General features: G+C 34.9%; 23 protein-coding genes and 1 riboswitch. Of the genes, 6 read left to right on the top strand and 17 right to left on the bottom strand.

The genetic code is table 11. The features are described from left to right. Positions 1-130: 130 nt before the first annotated feature. The 12 genes from G9F71_RS02560 to G9F71_RS02505 all read right to left on the bottom strand — a co-directional run bounded on the left by G9F71_RS02560 (position 131) and on the right by G9F71_RS02505 (position 12,356). Positions 131-919 (bottom strand): OAM dimerization domain-containing protein, encoded by a 789-nt coding sequence (locus tag G9F71_RS02560; protein ID WP_124997296.1) that lies wholly within the window; start codon positions 917-919, stop codon positions 131-133. Then, entirely contained in the window at positions 919-2,475 is a 1,557-nt protein-coding gene (locus G9F71_RS02555) for a lysine 5,6-aminomutase subunit alpha (RefSeq protein WP_164951016.1), read from the bottom strand. The genes G9F71_RS02560 and G9F71_RS02555 overlap by 1 nt, the downstream gene beginning before the upstream one ends. Position 2,476: 1 nt before the next feature. Continuing rightward, on the bottom strand, positions 2,477-3,946 hold the full coding sequence (locus tag G9F71_RS02550) for a MutS-related protein (RefSeq protein WP_164951017.1): 1,470 nt from the start codon (positions 3,944-3,946) through the stop codon (positions 2,477-2,479). A gap of 1 nt (position 3,947) precedes the next feature. Further along, entirely contained in the window at positions 3,948-4,991 is a 1,044-nt protein-coding gene (locus tag G9F71_RS02545) for a hypothetical protein (protein ID WP_224626157.1), read from the bottom strand. 1 nt (position 4,992) lies between these two features. After that, on the bottom strand, positions 4,993-6,246 hold the full coding sequence (gene ablA, locus G9F71_RS02540) for a lysine 2,3-aminomutase (protein ID WP_124997290.1): 1,254 nt from the start codon (positions 6,244-6,246) through the stop codon (positions 4,993-4,995). Between the two features lie 111 nt (positions 6,247-6,357). Further along, positions 6,358-7,395, bottom strand: coding sequence for an L-erythro-3,5-diaminohexanoate dehydrogenase (locus G9F71_RS02535; protein ID WP_164951075.1), 1,038 nt, complete (start codon positions 7,393-7,395; stop codon positions 6,358-6,360). 15 nt (positions 7,396-7,410) lie between these two features. Continuing rightward, a complete protein-coding gene (locus G9F71_RS02530) occupies positions 7,411-8,076 on the bottom strand; it encodes a 3-oxoacid CoA-transferase subunit B (protein ID WP_124997288.1) in 666 nt (221 codons plus the stop codon). A gap of 1 nt (position 8,077) precedes the next feature. Further along, complete coding sequence (atoD, locus tag G9F71_RS02525; RefSeq protein WP_164951018.1) at positions 8,078-8,731, bottom strand: acetate CoA-transferase subunit alpha; 654 nt, start codon at positions 8,729-8,731, stop codon at positions 8,078-8,080. After that, positions 8,731-9,558: a 3-keto-5-aminohexanoate cleavage protein gene (locus G9F71_RS02520; protein ID WP_164951019.1), complete on the bottom strand. Its 828-nt coding sequence runs from the start codon at positions 9,556-9,558 to the stop codon at positions 8,731-8,733. Before G9F71_RS02520 ends, atoD begins: the two co-directional genes overlap by 1 nt. Positions 9,559-9,613: 55 nt before the next feature. Further along, the gene (locus G9F71_RS02515; protein WP_124997282.1) at positions 9,614-9,994 is read right to left on the bottom strand and encodes a hotdog domain-containing protein; all 381 of its coding nucleotides are present in this window, start codon (positions 9,992-9,994) and stop codon (positions 9,614-9,616) included. 147 nt (positions 9,995-10,141) lie between these two features. After that, a riboswitch (Lysine riboswitch) is annotated at positions 10,142-10,322 on the bottom strand. 82 nt (positions 10,323-10,404) lie between these two features. Beyond that, the gene (locus G9F71_RS02510) at positions 10,405-11,298 is read right to left on the bottom strand and encodes a GNAT family N-acetyltransferase (protein WP_164951020.1); all 894 of its coding nucleotides are present in this window, start codon (positions 11,296-11,298) and stop codon (positions 10,405-10,407) included. Between the two features lie 86 nt (positions 11,299-11,384). Then, positions 11,385-12,356, bottom strand: a complete 972-nt coding sequence (locus tag G9F71_RS02505; protein WP_164951021.1) for a helix-turn-helix domain-containing protein — start codon at positions 12,354-12,356, stop codon at positions 11,385-11,387. Positions 12,357-12,748: 392 nt separating this feature from the next. Between G9F71_RS02505 and G9F71_RS02500 the strand changes: the two genes are divergently transcribed. The 6 genes from G9F71_RS02500 (at position 12,749) to G9F71_RS02475 (ending at position 18,896) form a co-directional block, all read left to right on the top strand. After that, positions 12,749-13,732 (top strand): ABC transporter substrate-binding protein, encoded by a 984-nt coding sequence (locus G9F71_RS02500; RefSeq protein ID WP_164951022.1) that lies wholly within the window; start codon positions 12,749-12,751, stop codon positions 13,730-13,732. Then, the gene (locus G9F71_RS02495; protein WP_164951023.1) at positions 13,729-14,760 is read left to right on the top strand and encodes a FecCD family ABC transporter permease; all 1,032 of its coding nucleotides are present in this window, start codon (positions 13,729-13,731) and stop codon (positions 14,758-14,760) included. Before G9F71_RS02500 ends, G9F71_RS02495 begins: the two co-directional genes overlap by 4 nt. Next, complete coding sequence (locus G9F71_RS02490; protein WP_164951024.1) at positions 14,757-15,770, top strand: FecCD family ABC transporter permease; 1,014 nt, start codon at positions 14,757-14,759, stop codon at positions 15,768-15,770. The genes G9F71_RS02495 and G9F71_RS02490 overlap by 4 nt, the downstream gene beginning before the upstream one ends. 11 nt (positions 15,771-15,781) lie before the next feature. Next, a complete protein-coding gene (locus G9F71_RS02485; protein ID WP_164951025.1) occupies positions 15,782-16,567 on the top strand; it encodes an ABC transporter ATP-binding protein in 786 nt (261 codons plus the stop codon). Positions 16,568-16,585: 18 nt separating this feature from the next. Beyond that, entirely contained in the window at positions 16,586-18,310 is a 1,725-nt protein-coding gene (locus G9F71_RS02480) for an ABC transporter ATP-binding protein (protein ID WP_164951026.1), read from the top strand. 202 nt (positions 18,311-18,512) lie between these two features. Further along, on the top strand, positions 18,513-18,896 hold the full coding sequence (locus G9F71_RS02475; RefSeq protein ID WP_124997266.1) for a metal-dependent transcriptional regulator: 384 nt from the start codon (positions 18,513-18,515) through the stop codon (positions 18,894-18,896). Positions 18,897-18,898: 2 nt separating this feature from the next. Here G9F71_RS02475 and G9F71_RS02470 read toward each other — a convergent pair whose 3' ends face one another. The 5 genes from G9F71_RS02470 to G9F71_RS02450 all read right to left on the bottom strand — a co-directional run bounded on the left by G9F71_RS02470 (position 18,899) and on the right by G9F71_RS02450 (position 24,594). Further along, positions 18,899-19,738 carry a formate/nitrite transporter family protein gene (locus G9F71_RS02470; protein ID WP_164951027.1) on the bottom strand — a complete coding sequence of 280 codons (840 nt, stop codon included), beginning with the start codon at positions 19,736-19,738 and terminating at the stop codon, positions 18,899-18,901. 188 nt (positions 19,739-19,926) lie between these two features. Next, entirely contained in the window at positions 19,927-20,343 is a 417-nt protein-coding gene (locus G9F71_RS02465) for a hypothetical protein (RefSeq protein ID WP_164951028.1), read from the bottom strand. A gap of 126 nt (positions 20,344-20,469) precedes the next feature. Beyond that, positions 20,470-21,582 carry a hypothetical protein gene (locus G9F71_RS02460; RefSeq protein ID WP_164951029.1) on the bottom strand — a complete coding sequence of 371 codons (1,113 nt, stop codon included), beginning with the start codon at positions 21,580-21,582 and terminating at the stop codon, positions 20,470-20,472. Positions 21,583-21,847: 265 nt separating this feature from the next. Further along, positions 21,848-23,875: a urocanate hydratase gene (locus G9F71_RS02455; RefSeq protein ID WP_164951030.1), complete on the bottom strand. Its 2,028-nt coding sequence runs from the start codon at positions 23,873-23,875 to the stop codon at positions 21,848-21,850. Positions 23,876-24,126: 251 nt separating this feature from the next. Beyond that, the gene (locus G9F71_RS02450) at positions 24,127-24,594 is read right to left on the bottom strand and encodes a response regulator transcription factor (RefSeq protein WP_124997255.1); all 468 of its coding nucleotides are present in this window, start codon (positions 24,592-24,594) and stop codon (positions 24,127-24,129) included. Between the last annotated feature and the right edge of the window lie 12 nt (positions 24,595-24,606).

Genomic DNA, 24,606 nt, shown 5'->3' with positions numbered 1-24,606 from the left:
TTCCTTCAGTTTATTTTAAAGGAGTGGAGACTTAAATAGTGACTTCTTACGTTCAATGTATTATAAATAAGATAATTATATTAAAATATTTCAAGCTGAACCCATTAAGATTTCTCTCTAAGTTTATTTTTTAAACGAGTCCTCTCTCAACCATTTCTGTAATTGCAAAACTTGCTATGTCCCCAGCAAATTTTCCTGGTCCGAAACCTGCATCGTATCCAAGTTCTTTAGCAAGTTCATGTGTTATTCTTGGACCTCCACAAATTAATACAACTTTATCTCTGATTCCTTCTGCTTCTAATAATTCTACTAGGTTAGTAAGGTTTTGAATGTGTACATCCTTTTGAGTTACAGTCTGAGAAACTAGAAGAACATCTGCTTTAAGTTCTATAGCCTTTTTAATAAATTCTTCATTCTCAACTTGACTTCCTAAGTTCAAAGCTTCTATCATAGGGTATCTCTCAAGACCATAGTGTCCTGCAAAACCCTTCATGTTCATTACAGCATCTATACCAACTGTATGAGCATCTGTACCTGTACTAGCGCCAATTATTATAACTTCACGTTTAATGTTTTCTTTTATATACTCTCCAACTTCTTTCATATCCATTACTTCACATTCTACAGTTTGAACATGGATTTCTTCATAGTTTACAGTATGTGTTAATGAACCGTAAATCACATAGAAAGCAAATTCTTTATCTAAAGAACCATGATGAGCACAGATTGGATCTTTAAGTCCCATAGATCTAGCAAGTTGAAGTGCTGCTTCTACTCCTCTTTCATTATCCTCTACTGGAAGTGTAAAGCTCATTTGAACCTTACCATCATTCATCGTATCTCCATAAGGTTTAAGCTTTTTTAAATCTAAACTTTTATCATACTCTTTAACTTCTAATGAATATTGTCCTTCGCTCATTACTTTTTCCCTCCTAACATTAAATCTATAAATGGGTTGAAATAAGCTTTTTCTTTTTGAACAACTCCTGCAAGGCCTTTTCCACCTGTTAAAGGTCTTTTGATTCCTGCAAATTTTCCTTGCTCAAGGGTTCTGAATAACCCTTCTTTTTCAATTTCGCAAATTAAGTCTGCTGCTTTATTTAATACCTCATCAACTCTTGTTTCCATCATGCCACCTTTTTTGAAGGTTATTTCTGATCCTAAATCCTTCATAGTTCTAAATATATACTGAGCATTGTCTATTGATATCGCTCTATCTGCCATAAATGGAGTGTGTATTGCTTCTGTAAGCATTCCAAGAAGATGTAATTTTTGTCCTGTCATAATAGTAACCATGTTGAATAATGCATCTTGCACTTGTCCTTTAAATATATCTCCAGTCTTAAACTTAGTTGGAGGCATATATTTGAGTGGAGCTTTAGGGAAGATTTCTCTTGCCATTTGTGCTTGTGCAAGTTCAAATAAAAATCCATTTTCAACATCTGGACTTATTTCAAAAGCATGACCAAGTCCCATTTGCTCTTCTGGAAGTCCAGCAACTAATGCAAATTGTTCATTTATAAACTGAGATGCAAGTACAGTATGAGCTTCTTCTACCGCATCTGCTGTAGTTAAGTAGTTATCTTCTCCAGTGTTTATTATAACTCCAGCGAATCCATTGATTATTCTTGAGAAATATTGATCAACTATAGTTCTTTGCATATTGATGTCGCGGAATAGAATTCCGTATAGAGCATCATTTAGCATAACGTCCAATCTTTCTATAGCTCCCATAGCAGCTATTTCAGGCATACATAATCCAGAGCAATAGTTACAAAGTCTTATGTATCTTCCAACCTCTTCTCCAACTTCATCAAGAGCTGCTCTCATAAGTCTGAAGTTTTCTTGGGTTGCAACTGTTCCTCCGAAGCCTTCTGTTGTAGCTCCGTAGGGAACAAAGTCAAGTAAGCTTTGTCCTGTAGTTCTTATAACCGCTATTACATCTGCGCCTTGCTTTGCAGCTGCTCTTGCTTGAATTATATCCTCATATATATTACCTGTAGCAACTATTACATAAAGATATGGACCACTTTTATCACCGAACTTTTCAAGGTATGATTCTCTCTTACCTCTATTTTCACTGATTTTAGCAACCATTTCTTTAGCAACTTTATCTACAGCCATTTTGATTTCGAATGCATCATGCATAGGAAGTTTAGTTAAGTCTATTTCACCTTTTGCTACTTTTTCTGAAATTTCTTGTGTTGAAAGGCCAGTTTCAATCATAGCATTTCCAATAAACATTGCAGCACCAAGTCCTAATCCATTGCCATTTTTAATGTTGTCTACTACGATATTGGGAATAGGTACGGTAGCTTCATCTACCCCATCAATGCCTAAAAGTCTACAAACAGTTCTTTCTACTGTTACTGTAGTATGTATATCAATAAATTCTTGAGTATCTCTTGCTATATTTTTAGCTGATTGTCTAGCTTTGTCGACTACAGCCCAATTTAAATTCAACTTGCTTTCCATATTATTCCTCCTCATTATAAAATGTTTTTGCTATATCTACTATTTCTTTTTCAAGTCCTAATAATACGGCTATGTTAAGTGCATCTTTTGGCACTTTATTTTCTTTTGAAACCTTCTCTAGCTTATACTCCATATGCTCTTGTATTATTTCAACAGAGTGAGTTTTATTCAAATCTATCTTATATTTCAAGTCATTAAAGTCTACATTTTTAAGGCCCGTTACTTGATAGTGATCCATATTATCCTCTACTACTCCGTCATAATGAGTTGAAATTAAACTTACTGACTTAAATTTAGTCAAGTATTTAGAAAGAGATTTCACAAGGTAATACCCCTCTTTCGGATTAGTACCTCTTGCAAACTCATCTAAAGCTATAAATCCATTCTCTCTTTTTGCACACTCTACCACTTCTTTTAGTTTTATTATTTCTGCTCCAAATGTGCTTAAACCTTTGGAGATAGACTGCATATCATCTGAAACAAAATGAATAAATCCTAAAATTGGAAATTGTGCACTTTCTGCAAATACAAAAAAACCCATTTGACCTAGTAGTAAATTTAGAACAATAGTCTTTAGAGTAACACTTTTCCCACCCATATTAGCTCCAGTTATAATAGTTGTACCGAAACTTAGGTCTATACTAACTGGGGTAAATCTTTTTTTACCTTTTTCTAATATCTCTTTAACTTCAGGGTTAAATGCGTCAGTAAGGTGAATTTTCATATCATCACAAATTTCTGGTCTTATACCATTATAGTCTATGGATAATTTTGCTTTAGCAATTAAAAAATCTAATTTACCTATAGCTTTTATATTCTGCTTTAAGCTATCAGCTTTTTGAGAGATTTGCAATGTTAATTCTTTTCTAATCCTTAACTCTTCATCTTCTTCTTCTATAACTAAATCTAACCTCAACTGCTTTAGCTCACTAACTTTTTCCTGAGTTTCTGCAATGAAAATCTCTTTTTCCTTTTGTCTTTTCTTTTCCCGAATAAACTTTAAAGTTTTAGAGTACTCGTCATAAACATAAAAAGTCGGTATTCCACTGCCTTGTGGGTCAAGGAGAGAAATAATTTCTTCTAAAGAGTTCAGATGAACTTCTTCTATATCAAGATGTAATTTTTCCAAAATGTTCTTTAATTCTGATACTAATATTGAAAAATATTTTAATTCATATAATTCAACTTCGTCTAATATTTCGGATTCACTACATCTTTTAATAGAATTTCTAATATCTTTGAGCTTACAAAAAATTCTTCCAATTTGATTATACTCTTGAGTATATAATCTCATGGACTTAATTGTATTTTCTAAGCTATTTAATTCATGAGTTAATTCATTTATTTCTGAAGCTTTAAAGGGCTTAATATTTTTTCTTTCCTCAAGTCCATATGTGGTAGTTATTCCTAGTTTATCCATAACAAAAGAAAACCCAATTTGTTCTCTCTGCTGCTTATCTAAAAATTTCATTTTACTCCCCTCCAATTACATCAAATACAGGTACATTTAAATTATTCCTAAGTCCATCTAAAAACTTATACTTATCAAATTCGTACCCATAAGGTGATTTTGGATTAGATGTAACACATACTATATTGATTGGATTCATTGTTTTTATGATTCCACCTTGAACTTTAAATTTATAAAGGGTATCCCTAGTTAAAAACAGCTTTGTTCCATCTTCAACTAGGAAAGTTACTCCTCTATACATTTTTGTGGTGCTCATAATATCTTCTAAAAGGTTGTCCGAAACTACACCCTTAATAACTACATAAGAAGTAGTTTCGTCCATTGCCTCAGCAATTTCCTTAGAAGATCCGAGCGCTGTAAGTGCATCTAGAATTTTCATATTATTGCCGCGGCTAATAATACCTATTCTTCCTTTGCACAAAACTTCACTGGCCAGCTTTAATATTTCATCATCTACTTCATTTTCTGTGGATAATAATTTAACAGCATGACTAGTTTCTTCTATAACCGCAGCCATACTTTTTGAAAGTGCTGCTCCAGTTGATAAAATTGTAGCATTTGTAATTGCTGGAGACGCAAAAGTTTTTCTACTAAGAGCTCCATCCACAATTGTAAGCTTACTTCCAAACTTTTTAAGATCCTCACATATTAAAGTCATATAAGAATTTACAGATGGGCCGCCTAAATCTACATATCCGTCACTTAGTGCTCTGCATATAACTATTTCTCCCATGGGAGTATTAAAACCGGTAGTTTTTAAAATCTCTCGAGTTATATCACTATTTAATAAACATTGTTTCGCAGTAGCAATCAAAGTTCCGCACTCTACATAAATTTTAGGTTTTTCTGTTGCAGTTACTATGTCTTGATCTTCTCCGTCTCTTCCTATAGAGGTAAGGCCGAGGGATATCATCCCTCTGGCCTCTTTTAATATATGATTTAAGGTTGTTGTTTTTCCTACATTTTTATTCATCCCTATTATAGAAATACTCTCATATTTTTGAACCATTTGGAAAATACTGAGCATTTCTTGATTAAGTTTCATTTTACTCGTGATGCGCTCTTAAATTTCTTTCAAGTCCAACTGGTTCCATTGCCATTCCCTCATGATTTAATAAACCCGCTACTCCTACTTTGTGAACCTTTTTCTTACCTTCGCATACGTCACAATGACAGTCTGATGTATAGCTAGTTGGTTGTTCATAAGAAGTTATAACACCTTCAAAATTTCTAAGTACTACTTTTTCAGGACTTTGAGATATAAGATAGCTTGGCATTACTGGAATTTTTCCACCGCCACCTGGTGCATCAACAACAAATGTTGGTATACAGAATCCTGAAGTATGCCCTCTTAGTGCTTCAATAATTTCTATTCCTTTAGCTACTGGTGTTCTAAAGTGCTCAAGTCCCATAGAAAGGTCACATTGATAGATATAGTATGGTCTAACTCTAATTTTAACAAGATCATGAACGAGTTCCATCATTACATGTGTACAATCATTAACCCCTCTTAAAAGAACTGTTTGGTTCCCTAAAGGTATTCCTGCATCTGCCATTCGAGCACAGGCAAGTTTTGAATCTTCTGTAATTTCATTTGGATGATTAAAATGAGTATTAAGCCAAATTGGGTGATATTTCTTTAACATATCTACAAGTTCTGGCGTAATTCTTTGTGGAAGAACTACTGGCACTCTTGAACCTAATCTTATTATTTCAACGTGTGGAATTTCTCTTAATTTTTTGATTATATATTCTAATTTATCATCTGAAACAAGTAGTGCATCTCCACCTGATAATAATACATCCCTAACTTGTGGAGTATTCCTGATGTACTCTATAGCCTTATCTATTCTATCCATTGGCATAGCACTATCGCTTTGTCCTGCAAATCTTCTTCTTGTACAATGTCTGCAATACATTGAACACATATCAGTTACTAATATTAATGCTCTGTCTGGGTATCTATGAGTTAATCCTGGCACTGGAGAATCTGCATCTTCATGTAATGGGTCCAATAGATCAGCGTCTGCTTGATGCAATTCTAATGCAGTTGGTATAGCTTGCTTTCTTATTGGATCATGTGGGTCACTAGGGTCAATTAAAGATAGATAGTAAGGAGTTATTGCCATTCTTAATGTTTTAATACATTGTTTGACCCCTTCTTCTTCATCTTCTGTTAGAGGTATATACTTTTTTAGTTCCTCTACAGTTTCAATTCTATTTTTAACCTGCCATTTCCAATCATTCCACTGCTCATCTGTTACATCTTTAAATAATTCAAATCTTCTATTAACTTTCATATTAATACCTCCATCGTATAATAATTTTTATTTGCATGATGTGTAGCTGATATATTAATACATCTTAGACAGAATACAATATAGCTTTATATTGTATTCTCTAAAACAAAATTAAACGTATAATTCTTCGAATACACTTCTTAATATTCCATTTTCCCTTAACTCTTCAAGAGTTATTTCTGCATGTCCTTTAGTGTATCCATTTCCTACGATCATAGTAACGTCTTTACCTACACCTTCAGCTCCAAGTGCTGCTTTTGTAAAGCTTGTAGCCATTGAGAAGAAGTAAACTATTCCGTCATCTTTTACTGGCAGAATTGTTGACATTTCAGTATTTGGAACGTTAACCATGTTTATTGCTACATCAACTTCGCATCCATTATTATGTGCTAGAGTAGTGTTCATTACATCAAGAGCGTTTCTAGCATCTCCTATAACTATTTGCATTTTAAGTCCTAATCTTGCAAGTCTTGCTGCTTCTTCTTCGTTTCTTACAAGACCTATAACATTGCCTGTTGGTCCTACTCTTTTAACTGCTTCATAACTACAAAGCATTCCTGATTTTCCTGCTGCACCTAGAAGTAGAACTGATTGACCTGGTTTAACAAGTTTAGCAACTTGAGCTGGTGCTCCTGCAACGTCTAATGCTGCTAAGGCTAAATTTTCATCCATATCTTTTGGAAGTTTTGCATATAGTCCGCTTTCAAACAAAATAGCTTTTCCTTTTATTACAACTCTATCAATATCTGGTTTAATATCTATAATTTCATCTATTTTTAAAGGTGTTAATGATAATGAAACTAATGTGGAGATTTTGTCTCCAACTTTAAGATCTGTTTTGCCTTTTAAAGCTTCGCCTATTTTTTCAACTGTTCCAATAAGCATTCCGCCTGAACCTGTTACAGGGTTTTGCATTTTTCCACTAAGCGTTACGATTTCAATGATTTTAGCTTTTATTTTTTCAATGTCATGTCCCGCTTCTTCCTCTATTTGAGTAAAACTAGCTGAGTCTATATTTAAAGCTTGAACATCAATTAAAATTTCATTATCGAATATATTCATATCATTTGATATTTTAGTTGCTGGTTGTGGTAATACACCTTTTGGTTCAATTGACCTGTGAGTTCCGTATTTACATCCTTTATTCATCATGAGTTCCTCCTCTTATACATCCATTGTTTTTAGATTTTCTGATATTATGAGTTCTGCCCCAGTAAGTGATTTAACTTCTTCAACTGTTGTCTCTTTATGAATTTCAATAAGTACAAGCCCTTTATCCGTAACTTCCATTACTCCAAGTTCTGTAACTATAAGGTTAACTTGTGCTTTTGCGGTTAGTGGTAATGTGCATTTCTTTAATATTTTAGGAGTTCCTTTAGCTGTATGTTGCATTGCAATAATAACCTTTTTAGCTCCTACTACTAAATCCATTGCTCCACCCATACCTGGAACCATTTTACCTGGTACAATCCAATTAGCTAAATTACCTTCTTGATCTACTTCCAGTGCTCCAAGAACAGTCATATCAACGTGTCCACCTCTTATTAAAGTGAAAGACATAGCACTATCAAAGTATGCTCCACCAGGTAGTATTGTAGTAAATTGACCACCTGCATTAGTTATATCTTTGTTTTCTTCTCCCTTTGGCGGAGTAGCTCCCATGCCAACCATACCATTTTCTGATTGGAAAGTAACATGAACACCTTCAGGAATATAGTTTGTAACTAATGTTGGAAGTCCTATTCCTAAATTAACAAGTTGTCCATCTTTTAATTCTTTACCAATTCTTTTTGCAATAATTTGTTTTGCAAGCTTACTATCTGTAATCATATTAGCTCTCCTCCCCTATAATATAATCAACCAATACACTTGGAGTAATAATATTGTTTGGATCAAGCATTCCAACTTTCACAATTTTTTCTGCTTCTACTATCACAATTTCCGCTGCAGTAGCTATTAGTGGATTAAAGTTTCTTGTTGTCCCATAATAAACTGCATTTCCAATTTCATCTACAACACTCGCAAAAACAAGTGCTAAATCTGCTTTAATTGGAAGTTCTAATAAATATTCTTTTCCCTCGATGGTAAGTTTTTGTTTTCCTTCTTCCACCATAGTACCAACTCCTGTAGGCGTAAGCACTCCACCAAGACCAGCTCCCGCTGCTCTTATTCTTTCAATTAATGTTCCTTGTGGTACAAGTTCTACTTCCATTTTTCCTTCTGTCATAAGTCTTCCTGTTTCAGCATTTGTTCCTATATGAGAAGCTACAACCCTTTTCACTTGACCATTTACTATAAGTTTACCTATACCTCTATCTATAAAACTTGTATCATTTGCTATTATAGTTAAGTCTTTAACCTTTGTTTCTATTAATAAGTCTATCATCTTTTCAGGTGTTCCACAGGCTAAAAACCCACCTATCATTATTGACATTCCATCTTTAAGTAACGGTCTGACTCTTTCTAAAGATACAACTTTATTCATTATTTCTCCCCCTGTAAACCTAATATTTCTCTTGCTTCCTTTGGACTAGCTATTTCTCTGCCTAGCTCTTTTGCAAGTCGAACTACTCTTTCTACTAATTCTGCATTTGATTTAGCTGGTATGCCTTTTTCAATATATACATTATCTTCAAATCCAACTCTTACATGTCCACCCATGATAATAGCCATGGCTGCCATTTGAAATTCGCTTCTACCTATACCTGATACAGTGTATGTACTTCCCGCTGGAATGCTTCCTGCCATAAATACCAAATCTCTTGGTGTTGCAGAAATCCCTCCATTTACACCCATAACAAAATTGAAATGCATTGGAGTTTTTATAAAGCCTTTCTTTTGAAGTCTTATAGCCATGTCTATCATGCCCTTATCAAAAACTTCTATTTCTGGCTTTACGGAAAGTTCCATCATCTTTTGGCCAAATTCTTTAATAGTGTTTTCGGTGTTTACGAAAACGTCATCTCCACCAAAATTACAGGTTCCAGCATCTAAAGTTGCCATTTCAGGTTTTAGATCAACAGGTTGTAATCTTTCTGCGTTACTCATACCAACTGCTCCGCCTGTAGAAGGCTGAACAATAACGTCTGGACATCTTTCCTTAATAGCTTCCATACAGGCTTTAAATCTCTCCCTATCTTGAGTAGGTGTCCCGTCATCTTTCCTTACGTGTAGATGAATAATGCTAGCCCCTGCCCTATATGCTTTTTCAGCTTCTACTGCTATTTCCTCAACAGTATATGGTACGTTTGGATTATGTTCTTTTGTAACTTCTGCTCCGCATATAGCTGCTGTAATAATTAATTTTCCCACGTTGTAACCCCCTCTTTAAATATCAATTACTAAATGAAAAAGTTTACATTCGACGTTATTTTCTTTGCTTATCTTTTAGAACAACACAAGTTCCACTGGCCCTACAAACTACTATTGGCTCTTCTAATACATCACAAGCTGAATCATTTATATCCGGTCTTGGTACTATAACTTTTCTTGCTTCAAAAATCATTTTTCTTGATGAATTCCCTACCTTCACTATTTCTCCAACAGCCTCGATAAAGTCTCCTGCATAAACTGGTGCTAAAAATTCTACAGCATCATATGCTTTGAATAATCCTTCATCACCATCATTTAAAATCAAAAGTTCTGTAGCTACATCACCAAATAATTGAAGCATTCTTGCTCCGTCCACTAAATTTCCACCATAATGTGCATCATGCGCACTCATTCTCAATCTGATTAACGATTTCATTTTAATTTCCTCCTCTTTTATTGTAGTTGTCAGGATTGCAATACTTATGCTACTTTTATTTTAAAAACAAAAAAAGGCGCTGAATTTTCAGTGCCTTAATTAACAGAAGTACTCAACCTATTAATGCAATGAAAAATTACTTTCCATTACATAAATAGCTCTCCATAAAAATCTTTATGGCAGTGATAGAAATACTACTCTCTATCCCCAAGAATATCTTGAAGAACCAAAATACTCTTTCGGCAAATAAATCCTTCGTTTTTGATATTGGATGTCCATATCCTTAGCATTCAAAAACTACCTCTTTTTTTGCACCTCTATTTATGTGAATTTATTAAATTTTAATTTATTGTTCTCAATTGAATTATAATCTGTTAATAATTCAAATACAATACTTTTCTTCAAAAAAATCAATATTTTTTTTCAAACCAATAAGAAAATACACTTTCCTCTTCAAATCCCATCCGTTTATACATGTTCACCGCAATACCATTAGATGTAATTACTAAAAGTTTAATTTCATCTATATTTTTCTCATATGGCTTTTTAATGCATTTTACTATTAATGCACTTCCCAACCCTTTTCTTTGGTAAATAGGCGTAATTCCTTGGGTATCAACCCATCCTGTATTCCCATCTATAGAAAGCTCATATATACCGCATGGATTATTTTGGTCAAAACATATTCCAATCAAATCTTCATTATTAGCATATTGAACTATATAATCCTTTACATCCAGGTCATTAATAGTTCCTCCATTAGGACTATTTCTAAAGGTTTCATTATGAATATTCATATATTTATGTGAATTTAATATACAAAGAGGCCTAAGATCTATATTGTTATTTACTTTTAAAACCATATTTTCATCTTTTTTATATTTCATTACTACTGCATCATAAATATGAGTAAATTCCAATTTACGAATATATGGGATAAGATGTACTTCATTTTTACGAATACCAATTTTTATATTTTGGGCAGTGTATGCATTACAACATTTAACTATTGTCTCCATTAAAAAGCATAAATTTTTTTCTGCATTTTCTCTTTCAACACAAATATCTGTAATAAATGCTTCTCCTTTAATACTGATTTCCTTAGTTATTACAGCGATGCTTCCTTTAATGTGTCCCCTATCAAATAGTATAAAAACAGTGTCTCCCTCATTAAAAGTATCACTTTCATATATTTTAGTCATTTCTATATAGGTTTTATTATAGGTTAAATCTGTACTTTTAATGAAATTATATAGTTCCTTCTTCTGCTGAGAAGATATTATTTTAAATTGTTTAATTTCCATTGGCTCATCCCCTTTTAATCATTTATCCAATAAATAATAAACGCAATTTATCTACTTCGCTATAAATTTTTATAGTTTTTATTTCATCACAATCCGAAACCCTTTCGGAATTGTCTGGGTGTTATGCCATGTATTTTCTTAAATGCCGCTGTAAATTTCGATGGGCTTTCATAACCGCACTTTTCTGCGATGTTTTTGATGCTTAGTTCATCAGCGCCTAGAAACATCATTGCCCGCTTCATTGTTTCTGTGCGAATATAGTCGAAGATTGTCATATGGTAAAGTTGCTTGAAGGAGCTTCGCAGCTTTGTCTCACTCATCTCTGCAAGTCGGCACATAGCAATCATAGAGGGAGGGTTCAATATGTCCTGGTCTATGTTTACCTTCACCCCGTATGTTTTTTGTTCATTCTCCCATGTCACATGATTGCGACGGTTATCACTCCACGTCCTTTCGCGCTGTGTATTGCACACAATCAACGACAATAACTCACCCATCTTACATTCGAAATTCATCAGTGGCATATCACCGCTTCGTACACCCCACCGTATTTGCTCAAGAACAAGGGTGATATTTGGGGTATTGTAATGAGTTTCCTTTAAACAACCTAGATTATCCATTGAAAAAGGTGGGTCAAGTGGCCTATCCTTAAGAAATTTTTGAATAAACTCTTCAAAAACCAGAACACAGGTATAGCAAGTGTGAACATTTGCGGGGAAGGTTATTTTTAGTGGCTTTTTAGGATTAACAATCACATGATTTATTGGAGTCAAGTGTTTTGCTGACTTCCCCCTCTGGGTAAATGTAATATCCCCGCAATCCACGCAGAATATCAACATGCAAGGCTTTTCTATCTCCATTGTATATGACATCGTCTTAGTTGGAGTGAACCAAGCGCTGCTTACAAACAGCCCTTTGGCTGCATGCATTTCCATAATCCAGCCATTTTCCCAACTCGGTGGGAAGTTGTATTTGATGCCATTGCCATAAGGCCGTTTCTCCAAACCAAAGTTGGCTGCCATAGCTCCAAAACCCAATTGATATTCATTCGTAGTCATATTGACACCCCTCTTTCCTCATAAAGTAAACACAACACTTTATGATACTTTGTATTACAAACCGCTAATTATAGTGTATTATAACATTTCCATAAATATGGGACAAGCATAAAAAATATCCCAAAACGGTACAATCCTACTCCAAAATGAATAAATTATAAATAGAAAAAAAGTTGGAAAATACTGTTGCATACTGTGTTTAAGTCAATTGCCATTGTCTTCTAAGTTCTACTTAGTTACAAGCTGTCCTGTTGACAGACTAAAAAGTGATTGATACAATTGCTAATAGTTAGAGCAGCCTAACATTTACCCTCTAGGCTTTATAAAATCGTCCTTATGATGCCCACTAGCCTTGAAAAACTTGTTTTTATCTAAAAGGAGGAATATATAAAATGAAAAACAAATTGATTTCCCTATTATGCGCAGGAGTAATTCTGGCATCTGGACTAGTAGGCTGCAGCACCGCAAGTACTTCCAAATCGCCTGATACTAAGCCTTTGACTGTGGAAAACTCGTCGAAAAATGTTTCTGCAACTCGCACCATATCAACTAAACTTGGAGATGTAAAAGTTCCTGCAAATCCCAAAAGAGTTATTGTACAGTATCTCATGGGAGACGTTATATCCCTTGGCATTAAACCCGTTGGTATATCTGAAGTATATACCGGCGCGGCATATCATAACATAACTGCTGGCATTAAAGACTTAGGACACTTTGGAAGCTGGGATGTTGAAGCTGTTATGCTTTTGAAGCCTGATTTGATTATCACCATTAATAAAGAACAGTCTGAAAAGCTTTCTAAAATTGCACCTACGGTTTATGTTCCTTATGGGGATATCTCAACAGAAGAAAGAGTAACACTGATTGGACAGGCATTAAATAAAGAAAAAGAAGCTAAGGAGGTTATTGGGAATTATCACGCAAATATTGAAGCATCAAAAAAGAAATTGCAAGAAGCTGGATTTAACAACCTAACAATCTCAGTATTAGAAGGCGACCAAAAAAGTATGGGTGTGAAGGGCGGAAAATTTGGTACGGGAATGGTAGCATACAATGCCCTTTCACTAAAAGCACCAGAAAAAGTTCAAAAAAATATTATAGATAAGGATTCCTTCTCAGAAGAAGTTTCCTTTGAAGTTCTTCCTGAGTATTGTGGCGATTATATTATTCGTAATGTATATGAAGGTGTAGAGGATTTAACAAAAAATAAGATATGGAACTCACTTCCTGCAATCAAAAATAATCGCCTAATTGAAATGGAATTTGGTTTGAGCTATTACACGGATATTTATTCAGCAAATGCCCAAGTGAATTATATTACAAATGCTTTGCTTAAAGCTCAGAGCAGTAAGGTAATTGGAAAGGATAAACAATGACAGACATAAGCTCTATAGATCCGAAAAAAAATGGACAGCTCAACTTCACCCTCTATATGATATTAGGAGTAGCACTCCTTTTACTGGCAACTGCAGCTTCAATTTCCTTCGGCGCAGCCGACATGGATTTGTCAATGGCATGGGGCGCAATTTTCAGTTTTGATTCTAGTCTGACAGAGCACCGTATTATACAAAGCCTACGATTTCCCCGTACGGTGGCAGATATGATTGTGGGAGCCAGTCTGGCAGTAACAGGTGCAATTATGCAGGGAACTACTCGAAACCCACTTGCGGACTCTGGACTTATGGGCATAAGCTCTGGAGCCGCCTTTGCAATGGCACTATGCTTCGCTTTTTTACCTGAACGCAATTATGCTCAAACTATGCTCTTTGCATGCCTTGGTGCTGCAGTAACAACCGGTTTAACTTATTTTATTGCATCTATGGGAAAAAGAGGTATGACATCCCAACGCCTTGTTTTGGCAGGTATGTCTATCTCTATGTTATTCGGGGCCTTTAGCTCTGCCGTTGCAATAAAATACAATATAGGACAAGCATTAACCTATTGGACCGCAGGGGGTACAGCTAGTGCGAAATGGATTGAACTTCTAGCCATTAGTCCTCTGTTTTTTATTGGTACAGCGGCTGCAATTATTATTTCCCCCTCCGTCACCGTACTTAGCCTTGGAGAGGAAGTTGCCGCGGGACTTGGACTTAACACAACACGTGTCAAGGCAATCTCCACACTTATTGTACTGGTGCTTACTGGACTTTCGGTAGTTACGGTTGGCCCTGTTGGCTTCGTTGGTCTTATAGTCCCCCATATCGTGCGGTATATGGTAGGTGTAGACTACCGCTATATCATTCCTGCATCAGCATTGTACGGAGCCGGGTTTTTGGTTGTAGCAGACTTTTTGGGACGACTCATTAACCGCCCTTACGAAACACCCCTGGGTATTATCTTTGCTATTGTAGGCGTTCCGTACTTTCTTTATCTCTCCAGAAAACAAAGGAGGCAATTTGAATGAAGAAGCAAAAGTATACCCTTCAAAAAGGCTTACTTACCCTATTGATTCTCGTTGTACTTGTGCTAGCTATCTCCATTTTCAGTATGAATTCTGGCAAGATGAACCTATCGCCGGTAGAGGTACTAAGTGTAATTTTAGGCAAGGGTACGGATCAGCAGAACCTTATTGTGTTCCAGTTCCGGGTGCCTCGCATCCTGCTTTCCATACTTGTAGGCATCGGTATGGGAGTGTCGGGCTGCATCATGCAGAGCCTTCTTAAAAATGATATGGCAAGCCCTGGCACCCTTGGCATCAGCTCTGGATCTGGGCTATTTATGCTAATTTATGTGGCTGTATTTTCCACGAATGGATATTCATCCGCATTCACACTACCTTTGATGTCCTTTGTTGGAGGCATAACCGCTGCTGCACTAATTTTCCTATTATCTTATCATAAAGGTAGGAATATCTCCTCAATAGGTCTGATTCTCACCGGCGTTGCCATGAGTAGCGGCTACGGCGCCCTATCACTAATGATAACCCTTAAGCTTGACAAAGCACAGTTCGAGTTTGCGCAGCGCTGGCAGGCGGGTGACTTGTGGGGGACCGATTGGAAATATATTGCAGTTTTGCTTCCATGGACACTGCTGCTGTTTTTTTATGTACTTTATAAGTCTCGAATGCTTAATGCCTTGAATTTAGGAAATCAGACGGCCACAGGTCTGGGCGTTAGAGTTAAAAAAGAGTTTTTAGGACTGTCTCTAGCGGCGGTGGCGCTGTCCTCTGGTAGCGTGGCACTAGGTGGAAATTTCTTCTTTGTTGGGATGATTAGCCCCCACCTAGGGCGCAAACTGATTGGCCCCAATCATAAAGTACTGATACCTGCTTCTGCACTAATTGGATCGCTAGTTGTACTTGTTGCAGACACTATCACTCGTACGGTAAGTTTAGGCACGAATATTCCAACCGGTATTATCATCACCGTTTTGAGTACTCCATACTTTCTCTACCTACTAGCTAAAGCAAATTAGGAGGCATATATATGAACAGTATTGTAACAGATAACTTAGATATAGCTTATGACGAAACATTGATTGTAAAGGCGCTTAATATGAATATTCCCCATGGACAGATTACCTCTATTATTGGTCCTAACGGATGCGGCAAGTCTACGGTATTAAAGGCTGTGGGCCGTATTTTAAAACCGAAAAATGGCCTGATTTATTTGAACGGCGAGGATATTCGAAATCTCTCCACAAAAGCGGTTGCCCAGGCAATGGCTGTGCTCCCCCAAACACCAACGGCTCCCAGTGGATTAACCGTGAAGGAACTGGTAGCCTACGGACGTTTCCCCCATCAAAAAGGCTTTGGAAGGCTGACTGCAGAGGATAATAGAATTGTGAAATGGGCTCTTGAGATAACAAAGCTTACGGAGCTTGAACACCGAGAGGTGGATACACTTTCAGGAGGTCAACGTCAGAGGGTATGGATAGCCATGGCCCTTGCACAGCAGACAGACCTAATTCTTCTGGATGAACCAACAACATACCTTGACCTTTCACATCAGTTGGAGGTGTTGGAACTTCTCCATTCCCTAAACAAAAATCAAGGCTGTACCATTGTAATGGTGCTACATGATTTAAACCTTGCAGCGCGCTTTTCCGATTATATGATTGCCATACGTGGCGGCGACATAATTAAGCATGGAACACCAAAAGAGGTGATGACTGTCCCTGTGTTAAAAGAAGTATTCACTATCGATGCCAAGATTGTTCATGAACCTAGTACCGGAAGACCCGTATGCATTACCTATAATTTACTCAAATAAAAAAAGAGGTGTTATCATTTGAATATTTGCTTAAGAGTTCTGAAAGGTGCAAAAAAATATTGGATTTATATATTTATTGGAATGATTTCTGTAATTATTTCTACACTACTTCAGCTTTATTCTCCCTGGGTAATTCGGGAGCTCACTGCTCTTGCCATAAATGGCGATCCCCAAATCGCTTCTAAATCCCTTAGCATGGGACTAATACTGCTTGCAACCTACGTTCTGAGATGGTTTTGTTCTTTTACCAAAGGATACTTCACTCACTACGGAGCGTATCACTATGTTGCAGATTTACGTACAGCTTTGTATAACAAAATGCAACATCTTTCCATGGGATATTATAATGATAAGCAAACAGGCCAACTGGCTAGTCGCATCATGAACGACGTGGTTAATACTGAGCTTTTGATTGCCCATGCTGTGCCTGATTTAATAGTTAATGTGTTGACCCTTGCAAGTGTGGCTGTGATGCTTTTTCTCATTAATGTTAAATTGGCCTTTATCAGCCTAATTGCCATTCCATTTTTGATGATTGCTAATGTAGGATATTCCAAATATGTCCGCCCACAATGGCGCCTAAACCAGAAAGCCCTGGGGGAACTGAGCGGTGCCCTTCATGATAATCTTTCTGGAATGAAAGAGATTCAGGTATTCAATCAACAGGATTATGAAACAGAAAAAATTGGCAGTCTTGCACGTCGCCAAACCAATGCCTTCCTTAATGCCACAAAAATGGGCGAACTGTTTCACCCGTCTATTGTGTTTCTTAGTTCAGTAGGTTCTGTAGCCGTTATTATTTACGGTGGCTATCTTAACTCCATAGGGGAGGCTTCTATCGCCGACATAGTAGGATTTATTATGTATCTTACACTGTTTTATGAACCCATAACCAACCTGTCCAACGTTAACGAGAACCTAAATAACGCTATTGCTGGCTGCGAGCGTGTATTTGAGGTTATGGACGAGGTTTCTAGTGTACAGGAAAATCAAAATCCCACAGAATTAAAAAATGTAAAGGGCGCGGTAGAATTTTGCAATCTTACATTTCATTACAATCCAGATTTAACAGTACTTTCTGGCATCAATCTAAAAATTAAGCCAGGTCAAACAGTTGCTTTAGTAGGCACCACAGGAGTGGGAAAATCTACAATTGCCAGCTTACTCAACCGCTTTTATGACCCTACTGAAGGTGAAATACGAGTAGATGGAATCAACATTCGGGACACATCCCTTAAAAGTCTACGTAGCAACGTCAGCATGGTACTTCAAGACACCTTTCTATTCAACGGCACAGTATACGAGAATATCGCTTACAGCTGTAAAAATGCATCACATAAACAGGTGATAGAAGCATCTAGGGCCGCCAATGCCCATGAATTTATAGAAACATTGGAGGATGGCTATAAAACCCTTATTGGTGAACGTGGAGTTCGCCTATCCGGAGGACAAAAACAGCGAATCTCTATTGCTCGAGCTTTGCTACGAAACGCGCCTATTCTAATTTTGGACGAAGCAACCTCTTCGTTGGATACTAAAACAGAAAGAGAAATCCAGCATTCCCTAGAATACTTGTTCAAAGGGCGTACCACACTTGTTATTGCCCACAGGTTATCCACAATCCGCTCAGCAGATCAGATTGTGGTTCTAGCTGGAGCAGGTATTGCCGAGCAGGGTACTCATGATGAACTTATGAAAAAAGGAGGTTCCTATGCCAAGTTGTGTTCTATGCAAGCTTCATAACCACTACTCCAACTAGTAAAATATCCTGTCAAGAAGAACCCTCTTCTTGACAGGATATTTTATATTCATGCAATAATATAAGTCTATTTCATATACACCTTGCATTTTAGGTTTTATAAATACTCTTTATTTTTATTAAACAACAGGTTATAATTAAAGTATTAAAATAGTGTAACTTGATTTTTGATATGGAGGAAAACTAATGAAAAACCTGACTTTTACCATGGAAAACTACCTTGAAGCTATATATAACCTATCTACTGAGGGAAAAGGAGCAAGAGTATCCGATATAGCTGAAATTCTTAATGTAACAAAAGCAAGCACTAATAGTGCCATGTCAACTCTCTCAGAAAAAGGATTGATTATAAACGAAAAATACAAGGAGGTATTCCTTACTCCCACAGGACTTAAACTGGCTGAATTCACATCCAAAAAGCATGAAGTGATTCAGAGATTGTTCGTAGAGGTTTTAAAGATTGATGCTCGTATTGCAGATAAAGATGCCTGCGCAATTGAGCATGTTATCAGTAGTGATTCGATTTATGCAATGCAACAATTCCTTTCTAATTTTACAAAAGAAAAATGATATTACCTATCAACATCTTTTAAAACTGATTTATTAAATATTAACCAATAGGCTAGTCCTACAAAAATCCCGCCTCCAACTATATTCCCCAGTGTTGTAGGAATCAAATTTTGAGCAATATGTACAAAATTAATATTTGCTACTTTTTCTGCACTTTGGTGAGACAATTCTACATAAGCAGGATTAACTTTTGCAAATAACCCTAATAAGAGATAGTACATATTTGCGACGCTGTGTTCAAAACCTGCAATAACAAATGCCATTATTGGGAAGAAAGAAATAAACACCTTGGAAACTACATCCTTAGCTGCATAGGATCCCCAAACTGCTAATGATACTACAAAATTACAAAGTATTCCGCTTGTAAAAGCTTGACTAAATGTAAGTCCACATTTATAAGCTGCTACCTTTATTACATATCCACCAAATTTCCCTCCGCTTGTGCTTAATAACCCACTATAATATATTAAAACTACAATAATAAATGCACCAATGAAATTTGCAAAATATACTATTGCCCAATTTTTAAGCATTTTTTTTAGTGTTATTTTCTTTTGAGCATAAGCTACAGTAAGTAAACAATTTCCAGTAAAAAGTTCAGCACCGCAAATTATAACAAGCATAAGTCCTACTGGAAATATTATTCCAGAAACAAGTTTAGCTACTCCTACATTTTCTATACTATGAGATGCCATTGCTGCTGAAAATCCTCCAATAGCTATAAATGCCCCTGCCAATATTCCAAGAATAAGCGTTTGAATAAACTTATTATTTGCCTTTTGTATTCCAAGGGATTCTACATAGTTACATACTTCTTTTGTGCTTAACATCGATTTATCCATATTAAAACTCCTTATAACATTTATTATTCTTTTAACAATATTTTAATGAAAATAAAGGGATAAATAATTAAAATCAATTTGAATTATTTATCCCTAATACCTATATAAGGCATCTTCAAAAAATAACTAGTATATACTAGCCTATATTTTTAAGATGCCTAAATAATAAATCTGAATGGGTTTTATTATTAATTAGCTTTATATATAACTTGTCCTAAATAAGTACATAATATAATTATTATCATGCATAATACTACTTGAATTGTTCCCTTTTTTATTAAAACTGAAAATTCCCTGCTATGTTTTTGGCTTATTCCATTTTTTTTAGTAGTTAATGTATTATCGTGTTGTATTGCTTTAGGATTAGGGTAAATGACCTCATCTTTTAAATAAGCTGCTATACTTATAATTAAAACAAAAGCTGATAAAATTATTGTAATAGAAAAAAAGTTCATATCCATAGCGTAACCTATCAATGCAGCTACTGGTATAATAACGCCCAGCAACATAGCCAATTTGCTAACTATTGATTTTGTTATAGACTTTGGCTTAGATTTTACATGTGCTTTTGTGTTTAGAGACCTATTAGTATTATTCTTTTTCATAATAACCCTTCTTCCATATTTTTTTCCAAAACTCATACGGTTATTATACCAAATTTTTAAATATTTGTTAACAATATTTTATATCTAAACACAAAATCAAACTATATTGTCATAATTTTTTAAAATTTAAAAAAGTTCCATATTGTATATATCAATATCTTCCAATAGTGTTCCTTCTGAAATAGCATCCTCAGGGAATATTTTAGCCAAAACTTTTTTAAATGATGCAAGCTGCTCGTTAGAAAGTTCTAGCTTCTTTGCTAAGGTATTCTTCACCTTGATAAGATTATCAGCTTCTAATTTGTATATAAACTCATTACCTATAATGCTTATATTATTTTTATTATCGAATTTCATATCTCCAGTTGTATCAATACTTATGCTTATCTGCTTTAAATTGCTTATTGTTTTATTATCACTATTAATTTTAGCTGTATTAAGATAGGCACTTACCTTATCCTTTGGATTTTTTTCACTGGCCACCCAACTTCTGAAGGCAATGTTTTTACCATCCTTAGATATTACAGCATCGAATATTTCTTCTTTATCCTTATTCGACTCAAATATCTTATTACCATTAAGGAATAAATTAGCTTTTGGTGCTGGGAATATATGCGGTGTATTGCTGTAAAGAATATTTTTTTTGCTTATAGTAACATCTCTTATAGTACCCACACAAGATATTATCTCTGCTTTACTTTTTATGTTATATACTGCATATCCTGAAACTGAAGGATTAATGTGCCCTGTGACTAAAATATTCACATTATCTATCCATTTCATGTCAATAATTTGTTGGACGTTTTTATTATCTATAACAATATCTGTTAGGCTTTCGCTTTTAACATCGTAAATAACTATATGCGGTGGATATGTTGCTTTTTTTTCATTAAAATACCTAAATACTATTTTTGTTTTATCCGGAGAAAGCTTTAATATATCCTTAGATTTTGAATCATCACCTATGGATTTAATTTGCTGCTTTATTTCATCATAAAGATAGACATTGTTATTCTTTTCAAATGCTATCTTTGTTATTTTACTATTAACTACAATTTTTTCGTCATTATTAACTTCAGTCTTTTCACGGGGTATAACTTCTTTATTTTCACTTGTATTTTTAATAATCTTCAATATTTTATTTGGACCTGCCATTAGAGCAATTATGCTTAAAACTAAACACAAAGCAATAATGAATAACTTGAAATTTTTATTTACTTTTTTCCCATGGATATTCATAATTTTGCTCCTCTTACAGACATAAAAATAATTGCTATTTTAAATCATTGAAACCTAGACCATTATACCCCACTTATACTAGTGTATCAACTAGAATGTTTTATATTTAACACAATTTCTATATGTTAAAATATTCATTTAGTCACTTCTTATATCACACTTACATTTCTTCATTTTTTATAAATATTGATAATATATTTATAAGTAAAAAAAGGCATAAGTTTAATTTAACTAATGCCTTTTTCTTTACTTATAAATATTTTTTTTATTTATTAAAAACTTTTTCTATTGCTTTTGAAATAATTACATCATCTGTTAAGTATGGCAATGTAATATGATCAATGTTAGCATTTTTCTTGTTGTAATCTATGCTTGTTTCTATTGAGTGTGGATTTCTAGCCCAAGCACGCCTTGCCACTCCACCCATAACATCCCAAGCCATTGATGACTTTATAATACTATCTATTCTATCACTACCATCAAGTACAAGCCCAAAACCACCATTAATAGATTTACCTATACCTACCCCTCCACCATTGTGAAGAGCAATTAAACTCATGCCTCTGGCAGCATTTCCTGCAAAACATTGAACTGCCATGTCTGCCATTACATTACTTCCATCTTTTATATTAGAAGTTTCTCTAAATGGGGAATCAGTTCCACTAACATCATGATGATCACGGCCAAGCATTATAGGACCAACTTCACCCAGTCTCACCATATCATTAAACTTCAAGGCAATATCTATTCTACCCTGTGCATCTTGATAAAGTATTCTAGCCTCAGTTCCAACTACCAATTTATTCTTTTCTGCATCTCTTATCCATATATAATTATCTCTGTCCTGCCCCCGTCTATTTGGATCAATACATCCCATAGCTGCCTTATCTGTCTTTACTAAATCCTCATGATTGCCACTTAAGCAAACCCATCTAAATGGTCCATAACCATAGTCAAAAAGCATCGGTCCCATTATGTCTTCTACATAGGATGGGAATATAAATCCATCTTTCTCATCTACACCATTCTTAGATATTTCTATAGCGCCTGCATCATAAACAGCCTTCATAAATGAATTACCATAATCAAAGAAATATGTTCCTGTAGCTACCATTTTCTTAATTAACTCAAAATGTTTAATCAAGGTTTTATCAACTAACTTTGTAAATTTATCTCTATCTTCTTTTAATAACCTGGTTCGCTCATCAAAGGTAACTCCTTGAGGTGCATATCCTCCATCATATGGTGCATGACAGGAGGTTTGGTCTGATAGTAAATCTATTTTTATGTTGTTATCTACTACATATTGAAGTAAATCCACTATATTCCCGTGATAAGCAATAGATATAGACTCTTTTTTCTCTATTTTTTCTTCCACAATTTTAAATATATCTTGAAGGTTATCTGAGGCAATATTTACCCATCCTTGATCCAGTCTTGTTTTAATTCTTGAATAATCAACTTCTGCTATAATTCCAATTCCATTTGCAATTTCTATAGCTTTAGGTTGAGCCCCACTCATTCCACCAAGTCCAGAAGTTATAAATGTTTTACCTCTTAAATCACCATCGTCTGGTATTCCAAGTTTCAATCTTCCTGCATTAAGCAAGGTGTTAAATGTACCATGTACTATCCCTTGTGGTCCAATGTACATCCATCCTCCTGCTGTCATTTGACCATAGTTTGCAACTCCAAGTTGGGTTGCTACATGCCAATCCTTTGGATTATCAAACATTCCTATCATAAGCCCATTAGTTATAATAACTCTTGGTGATTGCGGTGATGATTTGAAAAGTCCAAGTGGATGTCCTGACTCTAGTACAAGTGTTTGATCTTCCGTTAAATTTTCTAAATATTTTTTTATCAGTCTATACTGCATCCAATTTTGACATACCTGTCCTGTTTCACCATAGGTAACTAATTCATAAGGATATAATGCTATATCTGAATCTAGATTATTTTCAATCATTACTTGAAAAGCTTTACCTTCTAAGCAATTACCACTATATTCATTTATAGGCTTACCATAAATTCTGCCTTGTGGTCTAAAACGGTATCCATATATTCTTCCTTTTGTAATTAATTCCTCCATAAATTCTGGTGCAAGCTTTGCATGATATTTTTCTGGAATATACCTAAGTGCATTCTTAAGAGCAAGCTCAGTCTGATTCTTTGTAAGCGTAAATCCTCTGTCTGGTGCTCTTCTTATCCCCGCTGTAAACTCAGGCATACTTGGTAGTTCGTCATCTATTTTAATAGTCATAGCCTGTTCAATATCAAAATTATTAATCATATATGTGCCCTCCTATATTTTAACACTATTGTGTTATGTAACTACTCTGAGTATTATTATTTTCTTCATGTTTAATATATTCTGCACTTTTTTACATATCCCTTCAATTTTTCACTATAAATAGCCATTAAATATTGTTTACACGTTAATACTTCATTATGCTACACTACTATAAATAATGAGTATAGGAACATTAAGGGGGATAACAATTAATAATTGTTATCCCCCTTAATTATTCATATACTCATTAACTAAAATTTATATTTTTCACCGCAATATTTACAAAATTTCGCAAGTTTCTCGTCATCATCCATTTTTACCCCACAGTATGTACAAAACAAGGGCTTCATATGTTTACTGTATTTATTTAATAATGGTTCATTTTCAACCATAACTTTTTCCAATTTTTCTTTAGTTATGGGAGTATGTATAAACCCATCTATTACACTATTATTAAAATCCTCTAATTTAATATCATTACTTGAGGATAAAACACACTTTGTTTCAGGATACATTTCTTTTATTTGTTTCAGTATTTTATCACCTGTTTTTTCTTTCATAATGAAATTTGCTATAATAAAGTTACAGTTTAACTCCCTTGCATCCCTAACTGCATTAAATTCATTACTTATGATAACCTCATAGCCTAAATTTATAAGCATGTCCCTCATAATAAAATTTTCAAATTTACAATCATTAACTAAGAGTACTTTATACATATTTTTTCTCCT

Source organism: Clostridium sp. FP2, from assembly GCF_011065955.2.
Taxonomy (GTDB): domain Bacteria; phylum Bacillota; class Clostridia; order Clostridiales; family Clostridiaceae; genus Clostridium_AD; species Clostridium_AD tagluense.
The sequence above is the reverse complement of the archived record's forward strand: the minus strand, read 5'-3'. Positions and strand labels throughout refer to the sequence as shown.

Bases quoted from the DNA above. Each gene is read 5' to 3' on its own strand.
- G9F71_RS02515 (WP_124997282.1), bottom strand. From the start codon at position 9,994: ATGAAATCGTTAATCAGATTGAGAATGAGTGCGCATGATGCACATTAT.
- G9F71_RS02470 (WP_164951027.1), bottom strand. From the start codon at position 19,738: ATGGATAAATCGATGTTAAGCACAAAAGAAGTATGTAACTATGTAGAA.
- G9F71_RS02450 (WP_124997255.1), bottom strand. From the start codon at position 24,594: ATGTATAAAGTACTCTTAGTTAATGATTGTAAATTTGAAAATTTTATT.
- G9F71_RS02510 (WP_164951020.1), bottom strand. From the start codon at position 11,298: ATGGAAATTAAACAATTTAAAATAATATCTTCTCAGCAGAAGAAGGAA.
- G9F71_RS02485 (WP_164951025.1), top strand. From the start codon at position 15,782: ATGAACAGTATTGTAACAGATAACTTAGATATAGCTTATGACGAAACA.
- G9F71_RS02505 (WP_164951021.1), bottom strand. From the start codon at position 12,356: ATGACTACGAATGAATATCAATTGGGTTTTGGAGCTATGGCAGCCAAC.
- G9F71_RS02460 (WP_164951029.1), bottom strand. From the start codon at position 21,582: ATGAATATCCATGGGAAAAAAGTAAATAAAAATTTCAAGTTATTCATT.
- G9F71_RS02495 (WP_164951023.1), top strand. From the start codon at position 13,729: ATGACAGACATAAGCTCTATAGATCCGAAAAAAAATGGACAGCTCAAC.
- G9F71_RS02555 (WP_164951016.1), bottom strand. From the start codon at position 2,475: ATGGAAAGCAAGTTGAATTTAAATTGGGCTGTAGTCGACAAAGCTAGA.
- G9F71_RS02550 (WP_164951017.1), bottom strand. From the start codon at position 3,946: ATGAAATTTTTAGATAAGCAGCAGAGAGAACAAATTGGGTTTTCTTTT.
- G9F71_RS02455 (WP_164951030.1), bottom strand. From the start codon at position 23,875: ATGATTAATAATTTTGATATTGAACAGGCTATGACTATTAAAATAGAT.
- G9F71_RS02545 (WP_224626157.1), bottom strand. From the start codon at position 4,991: ATGAAACTTAATCAAGAAATGCTCAGTATTTTCCAAATGGTTCAAAAA.
- G9F71_RS02560 (WP_124997296.1), bottom strand. From the start codon at position 919: ATGAGCGAAGGACAATATTCATTAGAAGTTAAAGAGTATGATAAAAGT.
- G9F71_RS02475 (WP_124997266.1), top strand. From the start codon at position 18,513: ATGAAAAACCTGACTTTTACCATGGAAAACTACCTTGAAGCTATATAT.
- G9F71_RS02465 (WP_164951028.1), bottom strand. From the start codon at position 20,343: ATGAAAAAGAATAATACTAATAGGTCTCTAAACACAAAAGCACATGTA.
- G9F71_RS02530 (WP_124997288.1), bottom strand. From the start codon at position 8,076: ATGATTACAGATAGTAAGCTTGCAAAACAAATTATTGCAAAAAGAATT.
- G9F71_RS02500 (WP_164951022.1), top strand. From the start codon at position 12,749: ATGAAAAACAAATTGATTTCCCTATTATGCGCAGGAGTAATTCTGGCA.
- G9F71_RS02490 (WP_164951024.1), top strand. From the start codon at position 14,757: ATGAAGAAGCAAAAGTATACCCTTCAAAAAGGCTTACTTACCCTATTG.
- ablA (WP_124997290.1), bottom strand. From the start codon at position 6,246: ATGAAAGTTAATAGAAGATTTGAATTATTTAAAGATGTAACAGATGAG.
- atoD (WP_164951018.1), bottom strand. From the start codon at position 8,731: ATGAATAAAGTTGTATCTTTAGAAAGAGTCAGACCGTTACTTAAAGAT.
- G9F71_RS02535 (WP_164951075.1), bottom strand. From the start codon at position 7,395: ATGAATAAAGGATGTAAATACGGAACTCACAGGTCAATTGAACCAAAA.